The following is a 15,306-nucleotide window of genomic DNA, read 5'->3' as shown; positions in this document are numbered from 1 at the left end:
ATCCTAGTTGTAATTATAAAAAAGCCGCTTAAACAGCGGCTTTTATTATGCAATACCTGTATTTAATACAAGTTAATTACATATTATGCTGTAAAAATAGTTTTAATTTTAGCTAGTGTGTCAGGCTCAACTGAACCCTTACTGAGCGCTAATAGCTGCTTTAAATAATAGTTTAAATCAGCATGCTCACCACGGTGTTTATCATCAAGCATGGCTACTTGCTCTGCCATTCTAAGCGCTGCATTTTGCGAGCTTACATTGGCAAGAATTTCCATTCTTGTAATAAGCTGTTCACTACTAAGCGACGTCGCTAACGGAGCTTGAAATTGGCTCGGCACTACATCGTTGTTTTCAAGTGCAGTGATCAGCGCTTCAAATTGCGCATGCTGCGCTTGGCTTGTAAGTAAAGCTAGCTTTTCGTCAATAGCACTTAATAATGCTGCCACTTTTGACGCAAGCGATTTATATTGTGCGTAGCCTTTTACTTTGGTTTCTAGGTCGTGCAATTGGGCTTTTTGATTAACTTGCTCAAGGGCACTTTCTAGCTCAGCCAGTTCTATTGCAGCTTGTTTATCTGTTTCGTTTTGAGCCAGCTTTTGCTGCTCAAACTCACTGCTACGTTTGCTAAAGGTTTCATCGTTATACTGGCGAAACTTTTGCCACAGCGCATTTTCGGCTTTTAAACCTGCAAAACCTATACTTTGCCATTGCTGTTGTAATTGCTTTAACTCTTGGCATGCTGCAGCTAAATCTTCACTTTGCGAAAGCGCTGAGGCGCGCTCCACTAAGTCATTTTTTTGTGCTGCGTTACCTTTATGGTATGCATTTAATATAGCAAGTACGCTCTGTTGCTGTGTTTTAAAGCTTTCGTTTAATACGCGGTATGTTTTAGGGTCAACTTTACCCACGCTACGCCACGCTTTATTTAAACGGTTGTATTGGCTTTCAAACTGCTTCCAATCAAAGCTTTCAATAGCGGTGTCTTGCTCGCTTAGTGCTTGCATATCGTTTATCAGTACTTCACGCTGGGCTTTTGCCGCTTCGCGCGCCACTTCTTGCTCGGCAAAGTAACTACGACACGGTGCAAACAACAGCTCTATGTTGCTATCAAACTGCTCACCTTGTTGCTTTTCTTGCTCTGTATCTAAACGGCCAAGCTCGTTCCAACGCTTACGAAACGCTTTAACTTGCTCAGCACGCTGTTGTGGGTCGTCACACGGTTGGTCGACTAACCCTGCCACTTCTTCAAGTAAGGCTTCGCGTTTTGGCGCAGCTGCGTATTTTTGCCAATCTTTTGCTTCTGCAAGTTGTGCTTCTAAATCGGCTTTTAAGTTTACTAGTGGCTGCTGAAATTGCGGTGTTAACTTATCAAACAACTCTTCAAAGCCTTTAAATACACCAAAAGCAACATTAAAGCGGCCTTGCTCAATAAGGCGTTTTACATCGCGTGCTTTACGTTTGGCTGTGCTTTGGTTTTTTTCAAGCGGTTTTGTCAGCTCACTCATTTGCGCTAAAAAATGCTTTTTATGCGTATTTAATTGCGATTTAAAGTTTTGCTGCAATGCTCCATCAACCACATTTAAATGGCTACGAGTTTGTTTAAATGCGTTATTAAAACGAGTTAAAACATCATCGTAATCAGCTAGCTGCTGCGCAGGCTCAATTGCTTTAAGCTGTTCAAAAGCAATTTTATACTGTGCAATTGCGCTACTAAGCTCTGGTAGTTTAGCCACCTGATTGAATAGTTTTTCAAGCTTTGTAATAACTTGCTTAGTTTGTGCGTTATCGCCGTGTTGGGCATCGGTTAACGTTTGCTTAGCTTGCGCTACTTTAGCCTCTAACCAATCTTGCTGAATTTGCTCTGGGGTTTCTAAGCCTAATTGCAACGCGTTTTCTATTTCTTCGCTCAATGCCTCAAGTGTTGCCAGGGCTAATAATTGGCGTTGTTGCTCGGCTAAACGCTGCTGTTGTTGCTCGTGCTGAGCTTTTAACGTAGCGATATGCGCATCGAGTTTATCAGTAATGCTGATGTATTTTTTATCTAGCTCTTTAACGTGCTCTTCGCTTAACCATTTAAGTTCAAGTGCTTGCCACTGCGCCATTAATTCGCCGGCTTGTGGGTTTACTATGGCGTAATCGTTTTTATCTCGCAGGGCATTTAGCTTTGCTAAAATAACGCGTGTTGCGCTCTCTACCTGAGCGGGCATTTCAATCGCTAAGCGTTCGTTTTCAATGTGTTGCTCAAGCTGCTGCTTAGCATCGCCTTTAGCGTGCTTTACTAATGGCTTAATAAGTTGATGCGTTATAACGAGCTCTACAAGTTGGCTTTGAAGCTCTTCGCTGCCCTCTTTAAACGCTTTTTCAATTAATTTAGGATTAGCTAAGCGCTTTAAAAGTTTAACGCGTACTTGCAGTTCTTTCTCTGCAAAGGCGAGTTTTTCTAGTGTTTTAACCGGTGCAAAACGGTCTATATACTCACTTTTAATTTGCGTGCTCAGTGCGCTTTCGTTGTTTAACACTGCGTTTGAAATTTGTATTTCGGCTACATCTTTTAGCGCGTGATCTTGTTTATAGGCTTTCCACCACAGTGGTAAGTTATTTACTTTTTGTAATGCTTTGCGGCGTATTTCGGCTGAGTTATCTTCCAGCGCTAATGTGCTTAAAATTGATGCGTCGCGCTCTACATCAAGTTTTTCAATTGCGTCTAGACGAACTTGCTGCTTTGGGTGTTTCCACTTAGGTGTAAAAAGGTGTTTAAAGATCATGTTCACTAAACCTAGCTATTTCGTTTTCTGATTTAAATTCTTTTTGTAGTTGTGCTTTTGTCTTTTGGATCATTTCGCCATTAGCGCCAATGGTAAATTGCTCGTTTGATTGCGCTATTTTAGCTTGGTAAAGCATAACAAGTTGCACCGTTTGTTGCTTTTGCTCATCAGAGAGCGGCGTGCCATCGGGCCATTTACCGGTTGAAGCACCGTACTGTAAACGCTCAAATAATTCTGGGGTTATATTTTGTACAAGGTTGTCAATATTCATGTCATCTTTTCTTTTTTAGAGTCACTAAAATAACGCGGTTTACTAAGTACCAAATACAGCCAACACCAATCGCTACTGTATACGCGTACCATTGCAGGGTTTCTTTTGCGGGTTGTAGAAAGTATAAGCAAAAAAAGCCACCTAAAAATAGTATGAGCGCCAAGAAAGAATGGTTCATAAACATTTGCTGTTTTTTAATTCGCTGTTCGCGCTGAAGCTGTTGTACCTGCTCAGAGTTAAGCGCGCCAATGTTACTATTGCAATGCGGACACTGCTGATGTTTATCTGAAATTGATTTTGCACATTTGGGGCAATGAATAATCGCCATACTACTCTCCATACTACGCATAAAAAAAGCGCCTTGCGGCGCCTTTTATTGTACTTGTTTTATTGCTCGTTGTCTTTTTTGAATTTAACCCAGTAGTCATCTACGGATTGTTTCATTTCTTTGCGCAATAACATAATGCCAAATAAGTTAGGCAAGGTCATAACGACAATTGCAACGGCTGCTAATTTCCATACTAAAGTGGTATCGGCAAACGAAGCCCAAAAGAACGCGGCAACATAAAATACGCGATACGGCATAACTGAGCGATTACCAAGTAAGTAAATCATGGCACGGTCACCGTAGTACGACCACGCAATGGCAGTAGAAAACGCGAATAACAATAAGCCTATCGATACTATGTATTGGCCGCTATCGCCAAAAAAGCCTCGGGTAAACGCTTTGGTTGTCAGCTCTGCTGAGTGCACTAACGATTTACCAATTAAACTAATGCTGTCGTCGGTTGGCATGCCGTTTTTAACTTCAACAATCCCTGTGTACTTATGTTTGTCGGTAATACCAAAACGTATGTCTTCACCAATTGAGCGTGAATGTAATACGGTAAAGCCATTACTTGTTGGCTCGCCATTAACTACATCAATGTTGCCGTTGAATAGCTCTACCTTGCTATCGTTACCGTTTAGGTAATTGTATAGCTCTTGGCGCTGCGCTTCGTTGGTTTCTGAGTAGTCACCTTTAATAATGCTCATTGAGGATCGTTCAAAATGTGTTTCGAATTTTTCATTCCACACACCCGACGATAAAATAACTAAGCCTGTTAATGTACAAATAATAATGGTATCGATAAACGGCTCTAAAATTGACACCATGCCTTCAGACACAGGTTCATCCGCTTTTGCCGATGCGTGGGCAATGGGTGCAGAACCTTGACCGGCCTCATTTGAGAACAAGCCACGGTTTACACCTCTGTTAAATGCATACGCAAAAGAGGCACCTAAAAAGCCACCGGCTGCAGCAGAGCCTGTAAATGCATCAACAAATATTGACGCAAACGAAGGGCCGATGTTTTCAATGTTATAAAAAATAACACCTAACGCACCTATGATATAAATCACGGCCATAATGGGCACAACACGGGATGTAATAGCAGCAATACGACGAATACCACCTAAAATAACCAACGCAAGTAAAATAGATAACACAGCACCGGTTGCCATAGGTGCAAAACCAAATGTGGCTTCCATACCCTGCGCTATGTTGTTAATTTGTGGCAAACTGCCCGTACCAAAAGAGCTAATTACAGTGGCAACAGCAAATAAAATAGCAAGCCACTTCATGTTTAGGCGTTTATCCATGTAATACATAGGGCCACCCGCCATGGTGCCATCTTGGGTTTTTTCGCGGTATTTATGCGAAAGCGTAACTTCTACAAATTTGGTGGTCATACCAAAAAATGCCGTCATCCACATCCAAAATAATGCCGCGGGGCCACCAATAGAAATAGCCAAGGCTACCCCACCAATGTTACCTGTACCTACCGTACCAGAGAGCGCAGTAGCCAGTGCTTGAAAATGTGTTGTGTCACCCTCGGTGCCTTTTTTATCAAATTTGCCTGTAACTACTTTACACGCATGTTTGAAATAACGAATTTGTGGGAACTTTAAATAAATAGTAAAAAATAGACCGACTCCTAGCAGCACGTAGGGAAACCAAACTGCGCCCCCTAACATGCCATCTAGGCTATCTAAAAGTTGTCCGAATGCATCCACGCTAAATACCTCTTATTATTTTATTTGAGACTGTTGATTGTTTATTACTTACTCAGAGCTAGGTAATACGATAACTAAGCTATTGCGCACTTTTATTATTTGTTAATTTTGTAATAAAAAAGGGCAACATTTTAATGTTGCCCTTACCTTATACTAATTTATCTTAATTTATCAACGACATTTACGATTGCCGCTAAAGTATCTTGACCAAATTGATACGAGCGGCGGTCTGACCAGCCGTAATCTGGGTCTGGTAAGTCGTTATTGTCTTTAAAAGGCATCTCAATTGTGTAAGTAAGTGCTTTAAATTCCTCTGCCGTTGCAGATGAGCCAACTGTTAAATTAGCTTTGCCCGGCTCGTCTTTATCGTAACCGTGCTCATCTTGAAACTCTGGCGTTATAGTAAGCAGCGCTGCTTTAAAGCTATCTTCTAAGTTTTTTAAGCGGTCATCGTAGCTTGGAATACCTTCACTGCCCGCCACAAAGTTATAAGGAATAGCTTCATCACCGTGTATATCTAAATGCATATCGAGGCCAGTTTCGCGCATTTTATTCAATACTAAATACACTTCTGGGCTATTTTCCATGCTAGGCGTTTGCCATTCACGGTTTAAGTTAACGCCTTTTGCGTTAGTACGAAGGTGACCACGTACGCTGCCATCTGGGTTCATGTTTGGTACTACATAAAATACAGCTTTTGATAAAAGAGCAGCGGCATGCGGGTCTTCATCATCTAGTAGTTTGTGTAATAGCCCTTCTACAAACCATTCTGCCATAGTTTCGCCTGGGTGTTGGCGCGCTGTGATCCAGATTGTTTTTTTATCTTCACTAGGCTGACCAATTTTAAGCACGCTCATATCACGGCCATCAAGTGTTTCACCTAATGTTTGTAATTGGCAAAGCTCTTCGCTTTGCGCCCAGGCTAATAAATCTAAATGACGGTCGTAGCTATATGGCGCAAAGTAAGCAAAATATACACTGGGGCATTCAGGCTCTAGTTCAAAGGTAAGCGTGCCATTTTCGTAATTTGAAGGCACACGGAACCATGTTTGACGGTCGTATGAGGCAACAGCTTGGTAGCCTTCCCATCCATCTGGGTAGGCAGAATTTTCTAAATTATTAATGTTTAACTTATGCAGTTGATAAGGCGTTGTTTCTAGACGAAAGTGAAACCACTGGTAAAATTCAGACTGGTGATCGTTGTTTATCTCTAATTGAATATTTAACGGATCGTTGGCTTCGATAACCTTTATGTTACCACTATCAAAATTGCTGCTGATTTTCATGAAAAAACCTTAAGGTAGAATAAGTTTATCTGCTTTGTTAGGCACGTTGATATTTTGGATTAAATTGACTCTATTTTTGGTCACTAAATTACAAAAAAGAGCGGCCTAAAAGTGCAGAACTGACACTATTTAAAAACCTGTACTGTGGATAATTAAACTATCTCAAGCAGATTGCAGGTTAAATAGTAAAATGCATTATTGAATGAAATCAAATAAGCATTTCAATAATTAAAGCCTACCACACAGGGTACACTTTAAAAATATAACGCGACTAAAAAAGCCAGCAAAAAAGCTGGCTTAGTATAATTGCGTTTAAATTAGCGAGGTAAGCTTGGGAAAGCAACTTCAGCCATATCACGCATACAACGAACTACTTGGCAGCTGTAGCCAAATTCATTGTCGTACCATACGTATAAAACAACGCGGTTACCTTCAACAATTGTTGCTTGCGAGTCTACAACACCTGCGTAGCGGCTACCGACTAAATCGGTAGATACGATTTCGGTTGATGCGGTGTAATCAATTTGGTCACGCAGTTCTGAATGCAGTGCTGTTTCGCGTAAAAACGCATTTAGCTCTTCAACAGAGGTGCTGCTATTAAGGTTTAAGTTTAATATAGCAAGCGACACATTAGGTGTAGGCACACGAATCGCATTACCTGTTAGCTTACCTTCAAGCTCAGGAAGCGCTTTAGATACCGCTTTAGCTGCGCCTGTCTCGGTAATTACCATATTAAGTGCAGCAGCACGTCCACGACGCTCTGCTTTGTGGTAGTTATCAATAAGGTTTTGATCGTTTGTGTAAGAGTGTACGGTTTCTACGTGGCCGTTATTAATACCAAACTTATCGTTTAATGCTTTAAGGGTTGGCGTAATCGCATTGGTGGTACAGCTTGCTGCACACACGATTTTATCTTCAGGCTTAATGTCTTGGTTATTTACACCATAAACAATGTTTTTAATGTTGCCTTTAGCCGGTGCTGTTAATAGTACTTTTGCAGCCCCTTTAGACTCTAAGTGCTGACCAAGGCCTGCTTCGTCTTTCCAAATACCAGTGTTATCCACTACGAGTGCATTTTCGATACCGTAAGCGGTGTAATCAACTTCACTTGGCGAGTTAGCATAAATCACTTGGATGTAGCTGCCATTCGCTTTAATTGCATTACGCTGCGTGTCAATTGTGATTGAGCCATTAAATGGACCATGAATTGAATCGCGACGCAGTAAGCTTGCACGTTTCTCAAGGTCGCCTTCTTTACCGCCACGCACCACAATTGCGCGTAAACGTAAGTCGGCATAAGGGCCTGATTTTTCGATTAGTAAACGTGCTAACAAACGCCCTATACGACCAAAGCCATACAATACAACATCCCGCGGCTCTTTGGCTGGTGAGTCTGCAATTTCGGCTAATTCGTCTTTAACAAATTCATCAACTGTGCGGCCATTAGCAGCATCGCTGTACAAATAGCTATAAGCAAGTTTACCAATATCAATACGTGCTGAGTTTAGCTCCATTTTACTAATGGCTTCTAAAAACGGAAAGCTTTCGCGTAAACGTAATTTAGTGCCTTCAAATTGCGCTACAGTTTTGTGTGATTTGATAATATCGATAGTACTGGCATTAACGAGAGGACGGCCATATACAGCAATTTCTATACCACGGTTACGATAAAGCTTACCAATGATAGGTTGCATGCTTTCAGCGTAATCTTGGCGTTCTTGCCAACTATTTGTATATTCTAATTCGTGAGATGAGGTCATTTTATTTACCTAATTTAATCATTTTGAACGGATAGCCTTTAAAAATGCATTAGATTTTGAGAGTAATGCACTTCAGGCAGGGCTATTCTAAGTTAATCTAAAGTTATTCTCTACTGTTAGCGCACAAATGATTGCGCTAGAATAGTAATGTATATATTCATTTGAGGTTAAGGGATGGTTTTAAGAGCAAGCGCAATACTAACAATGCTAGCGTTAACAGGATGCGAAGAACCACTGACTCTCGCTCAGGTATGTAAAGAAACACCTGGCTTTTGTAGTGATTTAAATAAAGATAGCCATTGTAAAAATGAGCGCTCTGAGGTTATTTTAAAACGCTATATAGAATATAAAAAACCCACAGATGAAAACAAATACCAATTGCTTAAGGGATTTGAGTCGTATAATCAATGTATTACTTTAGCCGCAAAAATAGAACATATTAAACTAAAGTCTAAAACAACATCGCGTATTGAAGGTCAGCTTACTAGCATTAAAGAGATGACGCGACTTTATCAAGACACAAAAAACACTAACCACCCAGGTTTGCTTTACTATCATTGGTCACGTAACAATGAGCAAAGTGCGCTGACTCGTTTACTTGCAATGGAAAATGATGAAAGCGTAACCAACAGTGCAGAAATGCAGTTTTATCTAGCCTCTTATTACATTAAGTTTGACGATGAAAAAACAATTGATTTGCTATATAAAACGCTTGAGCTAAATAAACAAGGCCAACAGCCAAATCCTGAAGTGTATACCTCGTTAATCAGCTTATTTTATAAACATGATAAATATAAGCACGCTTACATTTTTTCGAAAGTGGCGCAAAGCGCTGGCATTGAGAATATAGATTTACTACCCATTGAGCACCAACTGATGAGCGATGGTAAAAATTTAGATGCGCTCGATGCCCTTGCTCAACAAACGTATGAACAAATACAAAACGGTGAGTTTGTATCGCCGCGAGAATTTTAGGTAAGCAAAACCCCTGGCATTTAATGTGTTTTAAAACATGATGCCAGATGGTTTTTTAAATAAAAAAGGCAGCTTACGCTGCCCTTTTTTATTTTGCTTTGCTTGTGCCCACTTCTACACGGGTTTTAAGCTTTTGACCTGGTCTAAAGGTCACCACGCGGCGCGCCGAAATAGGAATGTCTTCTCCTGTTTTCGGGTTACGGCCTGGTCTTTCTTTTTTATCACGAAGATCAAAGTTACCAAATCCAGAGAGCTTAACCTGCTCGCCTTTTTCAAGCGCTGAGCGGATTTCTTCAAAAAACGCTTCAACTAAATCTTTGGCATCTTTTTTATTGATCCCGAGCTTTTCAAATAGGTGTTCAGCTATGTCGGCTTTAGTAAGCGCCATATCTAGTCCCTCAACGATGCATTAAACTTTTCGGCCAATGTGGCCACCACGTTATCAACTACCAGATTGATATCTTTCTCTTCGAGTGTTCTATCAACCGCCTGCAGTGTTAGAGCAATCGCCAAACTCTTATAATTTGGCTCAATACCTTTGCCCTTATACACATCGAATAAGTTTAGGTCAACCAATTGATTTCCGCCAACTTTTTCTATTGTGCTTAAAATATCACCTGAATTAACGCTGTCAGCCACTAAAATCGCGATGTCGCGGCGATTTGAAGGGAATTTTGAAACCCCTACAGCTTGCGGTAAATTTCTTTTTTCTATTGCAGACATTTCTATTTCAAATACAAAAGTTGCGTTATTGATATCTAACGATTTTTGCACTTGAGGATGAAGAGCACCAAAAAATCCTACCTTTTTACCTTCAACATAAATAACTGCTGATTGGCCTGGGTGTAAACCGTCTGACTGCTCTGCTTTAATTTCAAAACGGCTTGTATCGTTGGTGATTGCTAATAAGGCTTCAACATCACCTTTTAAGTCGTAAAAATCAACGTTGCGTTTTTGCTCAACCCAATGCTCGCCGTGTGCAAGGCCAGTGATCACACCGCCAATGACAGGGACTTGCTGCAGGCCATTTTCTGCGCTGTCGTCGCTGATAAATTTAAGACCATGCTCAAATAAACGAATACGTGGTTGTTGACGGTTTTGATTATACGCAACCGATGCTAAAAGCCCTGGCATTAAGCTTACACGCATAGCCGACATTTCAATTGAAATTGGGTGCGGCAGTATAAGCGGATTACTTTGTGGGTGTATAATAGCTTGTGCTTTAGGGTCTACAAAGCTGTACGTAATTGCTTCTTGGTAGCCACGTGTCACTAACGTATTTCGAAACTTACTTAGCGCAATTGTTGACTCGTCATGTGTAGTCATTTTTAACTTTGCGGTTGGCGCAACATTTGGAATACTGTTGTAACCATAAACACGAGCAACTTCTTCAATTAAGTCTTCTTCAATACGAATATCGAAGCGGTAGCTTGGAATATCAGCGCTCCAGCTGTCGTTTTCAAACTTAACGTCTAACCCTAAACGAGTCAGAATATCAGTCACTTTCGCATCGTCAATATGATGACCAATTACACGGTCTAAACGCACACGACGTAGGCGTACTTCTGTCACTTTTGGCAGTTTTTCAGCAGCCACAGCTTCTACAACAGGGCCTGCTTCACCGCCAACAATATCAAGTAATAAAGCGGTTGCGCGCTCCATTGCATCGTGTTGCAGGGTAAAATCTACGCCACGCTCATAGCGGTGTGATGCATCGGTATGTAAGCCGTAACTACGGGCTTGACCTGCAATTGCGACTGGGTTAAAAAACGCGCTTTCTAATAAAATATCAGACGTTTTTTCTGTTACACCTGATTGCTCACCGCCAAAAATACCGGCAATCGCAAGGGCTTTATTATGATCGGCTATCACAAGTGTTGATTCGTTCAGTTTTGCAGTATTGCCATCAAGCAATACTAACTCTTCGCCTGCATTGGCACTGCGAACCTTAATGCCGCCTTCAATTGCTTTTAAATCAAATGCATGCATTGGGTGGCCAAGTTCTAGTAATACATAGTTAGTAACATCAACAACAGGGTCAATTGAGCGAATACCACTACGGCGAAGCTTTTCAACCATCCAAAGCGGTGTTTCTGCATCAAGGCTAATGCCTTTGATTACACGGCCTAAGTAACGCGGACACGCGTCAGAATTGACAAGTTCAATAGATACTTCATCGTCAATAGTGCCGCTAACAGCTGGAATTTGTAGCTCGTTTACATCAACGCTGTTTAATACACCTACTTCGCGTGCAAGGCCTTTTATACCCAAGCAATCACCACGGTTTGGCGTTAAATCCACATCAATTATGTTGTCATCAAGGCCTAAGTATTCGCGCAGGTCTTTACCAATTGGCGCATCGCTTGGCAATTCCATGATGCCGTCGCCTTCTTCGCTAATACCTAGCTCAACAAAAGCACACAGCATACCGTGTGATGGCTGACCGCGTAATTTGGCTTTTTTAATTTTAAAGTCGCCCGGTAAAACAGCGCCCACTGTTGCAACAGCGACTTTAATGCCTTGGCGACAATTTGGCGCACCACACACAATATCAAGTAGCTCATCGCCACCTACATTGATTTTAGTAACGCGAAGTTTATCTGCATCTGGGTGCTGTGCGCACTCAACCACTTCACCAACCACTACGCCGTTAAAATCCGCTGCCGCGCTCTCAACTGCGTCAACCTCAAGGCCAGCCATAGAAAGCTGTTCCGAAAGAGCTTGCGTATCAATAGCAGGATTTACCCACTCTCTTAACCACTTTTCACTAAATTTCATTTTATATTTTCACTCTTAACGGAACTGGTTTAGGAATTTTAAGTCATTTTCAAAAAATGCACGTAAGTCGTTTACGCCATAGCGCAGCATGGTTAAGCGCTCTACGCCCATACCAAAAGCAAAACCAGTGTATTTTTCTGGGTCAATACCTACTGACTTAAGTACGTTAGGGTGAACCATGCCACAACCTAATACTTCAAGCCATTTACCGTCTTTACCCATAACATCTACTTCAGCTGAAGGCTCTGTAAATGGGAAGAATGAAGGACGGAAACGAATTTCCATGTCTTCTTCAAAAAAGTTACGTAAGAAGTCGTGTAAAATACCCTTAAGCTCTGTGAAGCTTACATCAGTATCAACCATTAAACCTTCTACCTGATGAAACATCGGAGTATGCGTTTGGTCGTAGTCGTTACGATATACTCGACCTGGCGAAATAATTCGCAGTGGCGGTTGCTCTGTTTCCATAGTACGAATTTGCACACCACTTGTTTGGGTGCGCAGTACTAACTTAGGATTAAAATAAAAGGTATCGTGATCAGCACGCGCTGGGTGATGCTCAGGAATATTTAGCGCATCAAAGTTATGAAAATCATCTTCTACTTCTGGGCCTGATTTAACTTCAAAACCTAGCTCGCCAAAAAAGCTTTCTATACGCTCGATTGTGCGTGTTACCGGATGAAGGCCACCCGTAGGCATTACGCGCCCTGGTAAAGTTACATCAATTGTTTCAGCTGCTAGCTTTTCTTCAAGCGCTTTACTTGCTAAAAGCTCACGCTTTTCGTTAATGGCAGCTTGTACATCTTGCTTAGCTTGGTTAATTACTTGGCCTGCTTCTTTGCGTTCTTCAGGAGCAATTTTACCCAGTGTTTTAAGTAAGCTTGTGATTTCGCCTTTTTTACCAAGGTAATTAACCCTGATCTCTTCTAGTTGCGCGATTTCACTGGCACTGGCAACTGCCTCAAGTGCTTGCGCTAAAATATTTTCTAAGTTCATTCGATACCTGATCTTTCACAGAAGGTGATTACAATTTTGTTGACTAATGATAACTGAAAGCAGGGTCTAGATTCTAGACCTACTACAGCTTTAACGTTGATTTTATGAAGGGAATTGTTAATTTTCGTTGAGCGGCCATTGATGCGTGATCTAATTTGTCTAATACGTCTAATAAAGCACGCATATCACGACTCAAGCGAGTCAATAAAAAGCGCGCGCATTCATCGCTTAGTTCAAGCCCACGCATATGCGCTCGCTTAACCAGTGCTTGTGCTTTATCATCATCACTCATTGATCGAATTTGAAAGGTGGTCCCCCACTTTAGCCGAGACTCTAAGTCGGGCAAGGTGATATTAAGCATGTCAGGGAGCAAATCGGCCGTAACCACTAACATTTTTCCGGGCTCGTTAAAGCGATTAAAAAAGTTAAAAAGGGCTTTTTCCCATGCGTCATTGCCAGCGACTAAGTGCACATCATCAATACATAATACGTCAAGTGCTTCTAAACCATCTAACACCATAGGGCCAAAGTCGATAACTTCACGCATAGACAACAGCATGTTTGACAAACCACGCTCTTGGGCTTGTATGCAGGTTGCGTACAATAAGTGGGATTTACCAGAATCGCCTAAGCCGCACAAATAAGTGTACTGAAATTTGTTGGCAAGCTTTGAAAAGCTCGCTTTAAGGTGGTTTACCTCTAAAGAGTCTTCCCCACCAAAATAAGAAGCAAATGTTTCATCGTCAGGTAAGGTGACTGGTAGTGCCATTTGCATTGGCTCAGCACTTAGCATTACTCACCGACCCACTGATACTCAAGACTGTTTTTGTCTACAACATGGTAAAATGCGCGAGGGTCAACATAATCTCTAAAGGCACTATCAAGGCCAAGGCCTTTTTTAAGATCGCCCACACTGCCGGTGTGGTTAAGCTTAAACTCAACAAATTCTGGGGTTTTGCGCATTATTGTTGCTTGCGTCACTACACTCAAACTTTGTAGACGACGCTTTGCAAGTTCAATATCGACAAAGCTTTGAGTGCCTTTTAAGGTGAGCGTAGCCGCAGCCTGTTCATAATACGCGTTAGGGTCGATAGCGTATTCATTGGCTAATCCCAACGCTAAGCTGTCTATCATCTGGCCTACTATTTGTTGTTTATCACCTTCAAGGCGGTTTGAATCAAATAAATCGTCATTAGTAAAACGCCAGTCTAAAATCCAGGTTTCACTGTCGGGTTCTTGATACATTCTTGCTGTAATGCTTCGCTCTGCACTATAACGGCGCGACGCCTCTTCAACAGGCTCTGAAAAATTACCCCATACTTCAGGAATGCCAACCAAACGTCTGTCTTGTAAATCTAATAGTGGCACTACAACGGGTAAACCACGTCGACCCGCTTTGTCATATATAAGCTGCTCTAACTGAGGATAGCTTTCTTGTGTAACAAGCTCTCTACGCCAGTTATCTTCAATACCTAACCAAATAGCAACTAATGGGCGCTGGACGCCCCAAAGAGGTAAATTTAATTCTTTAATTAATTCATTTATTTTACGCGCTTCAAATTTAACAACTAGATTAAGCTGTCCATTTGCTTTTTCGTCGTATTCAAACTTGAGCATGTAATCTGAAATGTTTTTGGTGCGTTGTTGAGCAAGCTTATTTTGATCAGCAGATTCATCCCCGCTTACCTTTACTAAAACATTGAGTAATGCTTTGCGGCTAGCGGCTAAACGCGTGTCTCGACTTTTATCATCGACTTTTAATATATCTTGATACAGATCAGTTACTTCAACTGCCGACACAGAGAAACAAAATATAAATGATATGGCACTAATTAATAATCTATACACTGGCTATTAGTTCTTGGTTTTAAACTATTTTGATCCTAAATCAAAGCCAGTAACAAAGCAAAATTATATTTGTAATCTAGCTATGTTGAATAAATATTGTTTATCTTAAAGCTTAAAACAGAAACAAACAGCTACTTAGCTATATGTAAAATGGGTTGTGATTGCTGAGGCGAGCCTTATCCGCGGGTTTCGTGATACTCAACCCACGCTACGGAGGTGGTGATATTACGTAAAGACATGTATTTCACTTTTCTGCGGACGTAAAAAAGCCCGGCTCTTTCGAGTCGGGCTTTCTTGTATTTGAAGTTTGGTGATGTCGTAGTGCCCACAGCGCTAGACAGTCACATAGCAAATGCTACATTATCATTGTGTCGGGTCGGCCTTTCGTAGGGCTCGCCCTCGAGCTGTTTCGTTTTTCTACTGAGTTCGGCTATTTATTAAATCCCAGACAACAAAAAACCCGTTACATCGCTGTAACGGGTTTCTCTTATTTGAAGCCTGGCAATGTCCTACTTTCACATAGCAAATGCTACACTATCATCGGCGCTGTTTCGTTTCACTACTGAGTTCGG

12 protein-coding genes are annotated in these 15,306 nt (G+C 41.4%); 1 reads left to right on the top strand and 11 read right to left on the bottom strand.

The window, feature by feature from the left end:
- Positions 1-83: 83 nt before the first annotated feature.
- From MTF64_RS08450 to MTF64_RS08425, 6 genes are all read right to left on the bottom strand, one after another.
- On the bottom strand, positions 84-2,765 hold the full coding sequence (locus MTF64_RS08450) for a DUF349 domain-containing protein (protein WP_248451113.1): 2,682 nt from the start codon (positions 2,763-2,765) through the stop codon (positions 84-86).
- The gene (locus MTF64_RS08445) at positions 2,755-3,036 is read right to left on the bottom strand and encodes a DUF1315 family protein (protein WP_004587239.1); all 282 of its coding nucleotides are present in this window, start codon (positions 3,034-3,036) and stop codon (positions 2,755-2,757) included. Before MTF64_RS08445 ends, MTF64_RS08450 begins: the two co-directional genes overlap by 11 nt.
- 1 nt (position 3,037) lies before the next feature.
- Positions 3,038-3,364 carry a hypothetical protein gene (locus MTF64_RS08440; RefSeq protein ID WP_004587238.1) on the bottom strand — a complete coding sequence of 109 codons (327 nt, stop codon included), beginning with the start codon at positions 3,362-3,364 and terminating at the stop codon, positions 3,038-3,040.
- Positions 3,365-3,423: 59 nt separating this feature from the next.
- Positions 3,424-5,091: an AGCS family amino acid carrier protein gene (locus MTF64_RS08435; protein ID WP_004587237.1), complete on the bottom strand. Its 1,668-nt coding sequence runs from the start codon at positions 5,089-5,091 to the stop codon at positions 3,424-3,426.
- A gap of 158 nt (positions 5,092-5,249) precedes the next feature.
- Positions 5,250-6,377, bottom strand: a complete 1,128-nt coding sequence (locus tag MTF64_RS08430; RefSeq protein ID WP_248451112.1) for a M14-type cytosolic carboxypeptidase — start codon at positions 6,375-6,377, stop codon at positions 5,250-5,252.
- Between the two features lie 317 nt (positions 6,378-6,694).
- On the bottom strand, positions 6,695-8,137 hold the full coding sequence (locus MTF64_RS08425) for a glyceraldehyde-3-phosphate dehydrogenase (RefSeq protein WP_004587235.1): 1,443 nt from the start codon (positions 8,135-8,137) through the stop codon (positions 6,695-6,697).
- A gap of 174 nt (positions 8,138-8,311) precedes the next feature.
- Here MTF64_RS08425 and MTF64_RS08420 point away from each other — a divergent pair, with 174 nt between their 5' ends.
- A complete protein-coding gene (locus tag MTF64_RS08420) occupies positions 8,312-9,112 on the top strand; it encodes a DUF2989 domain-containing protein (protein ID WP_004587234.1) in 801 nt (266 codons plus the stop codon).
- A gap of 88 nt (positions 9,113-9,200) precedes the next feature.
- Here MTF64_RS08420 and ihfA read toward each other — a convergent pair whose 3' ends face one another.
- The 5 genes from ihfA to MTF64_RS08395 all read right to left on the bottom strand — a co-directional run bounded on the left by ihfA (position 9,201) and on the right by MTF64_RS08395 (position 14,734).
- Entirely contained in the window at positions 9,201-9,500 is a 300-nt protein-coding gene (gene ihfA / locus MTF64_RS08415; RefSeq protein WP_002960690.1) for an integration host factor subunit alpha, read from the bottom strand.
- A 2-nt stretch (positions 9,501-9,502) separates the two neighbouring features.
- A complete protein-coding gene (gene pheT / locus MTF64_RS08410; RefSeq protein ID WP_248451111.1) occupies positions 9,503-11,890 on the bottom strand; it encodes a phenylalanine--tRNA ligase subunit beta in 2,388 nt (795 codons plus the stop codon).
- 15 nt (positions 11,891-11,905) lie between these two features.
- Positions 11,906-12,886: a phenylalanine--tRNA ligase subunit alpha gene (gene pheS, locus MTF64_RS08405; protein WP_004587232.1), complete on the bottom strand. Its 981-nt coding sequence runs from the start codon at positions 12,884-12,886 to the stop codon at positions 11,906-11,908.
- A gap of 82 nt (positions 12,887-12,968) precedes the next feature.
- Positions 12,969-13,679 carry a DnaA regulatory inactivator Hda gene (hda, locus tag MTF64_RS08400; protein WP_004587231.1) on the bottom strand — a complete coding sequence of 237 codons (711 nt, stop codon included), beginning with the start codon at positions 13,677-13,679 and terminating at the stop codon, positions 12,969-12,971.
- Positions 13,679-14,734 (bottom strand): DUF2066 domain-containing protein, encoded by a 1,056-nt coding sequence (locus tag MTF64_RS08395; RefSeq protein WP_024032198.1) that lies wholly within the window; start codon positions 14,732-14,734, stop codon positions 13,679-13,681. Before MTF64_RS08395 ends, hda begins: the two co-directional genes overlap by 1 nt.
- Between the last annotated feature and the right edge of the window lie 572 nt (positions 14,735-15,306).

Origin of the sequence: Pseudoalteromonas sp. 2CM41L (genome assembly GCF_023161905.1) — a bacterium.
Classification (GTDB): domain Bacteria; phylum Pseudomonadota; class Gammaproteobacteria; order Enterobacterales; family Alteromonadaceae; genus Pseudoalteromonas; species Pseudoalteromonas atlantica.
This window is presented reverse-complemented; position numbering and strand designations above follow the sequence as displayed.

Coding starts and splice junctions, on each gene's coding strand:
- pheS (WP_004587232.1), bottom strand. CDS start 12,886: ATGAACTTAGAAAATATTTTAGCGCAAGCACTTGAGGCAGTTGCCAGT.
- MTF64_RS08420 (WP_004587234.1), top strand. CDS start 8,312: ATGGTTTTAAGAGCAAGCGCAATACTAACAATGCTAGCGTTAACAGGA.
- MTF64_RS08430 (WP_248451112.1), bottom strand. CDS start 6,377: ATGAAAATCAGCAGCAATTTTGATAGTGGTAACATAAAGGTTATCGAA.
- hda (WP_004587231.1), bottom strand. CDS start 13,679: ATGCTAAGTGCTGAGCCAATGCAAATGGCACTACCAGTCACCTTACCT.
- MTF64_RS08440 (WP_004587238.1), bottom strand. CDS start 3,364: ATGGCGATTATTCATTGCCCCAAATGTGCAAAATCAATTTCAGATAAA.
- MTF64_RS08445 (WP_004587239.1), bottom strand. CDS start 3,036: ATGAATATTGACAACCTTGTACAAAATATAACCCCAGAATTATTTGAG.
- MTF64_RS08450 (WP_248451113.1), bottom strand. CDS start 2,765: ATGATCTTTAAACACCTTTTTACACCTAAGTGGAAACACCCAAAGCAG.
- MTF64_RS08425 (WP_004587235.1), bottom strand. CDS start 8,137: ATGACCTCATCTCACGAATTAGAATATACAAATAGTTGGCAAGAACGC.
- pheT (WP_248451111.1), bottom strand. CDS start 11,890: ATGAAATTTAGTGAAAAGTGGTTAAGAGAGTGGGTAAATCCTGCTATT.
- ihfA (WP_002960690.1), bottom strand. CDS start 9,500: ATGGCGCTTACTAAAGCCGACATAGCTGAACACCTATTTGAAAAGCTC.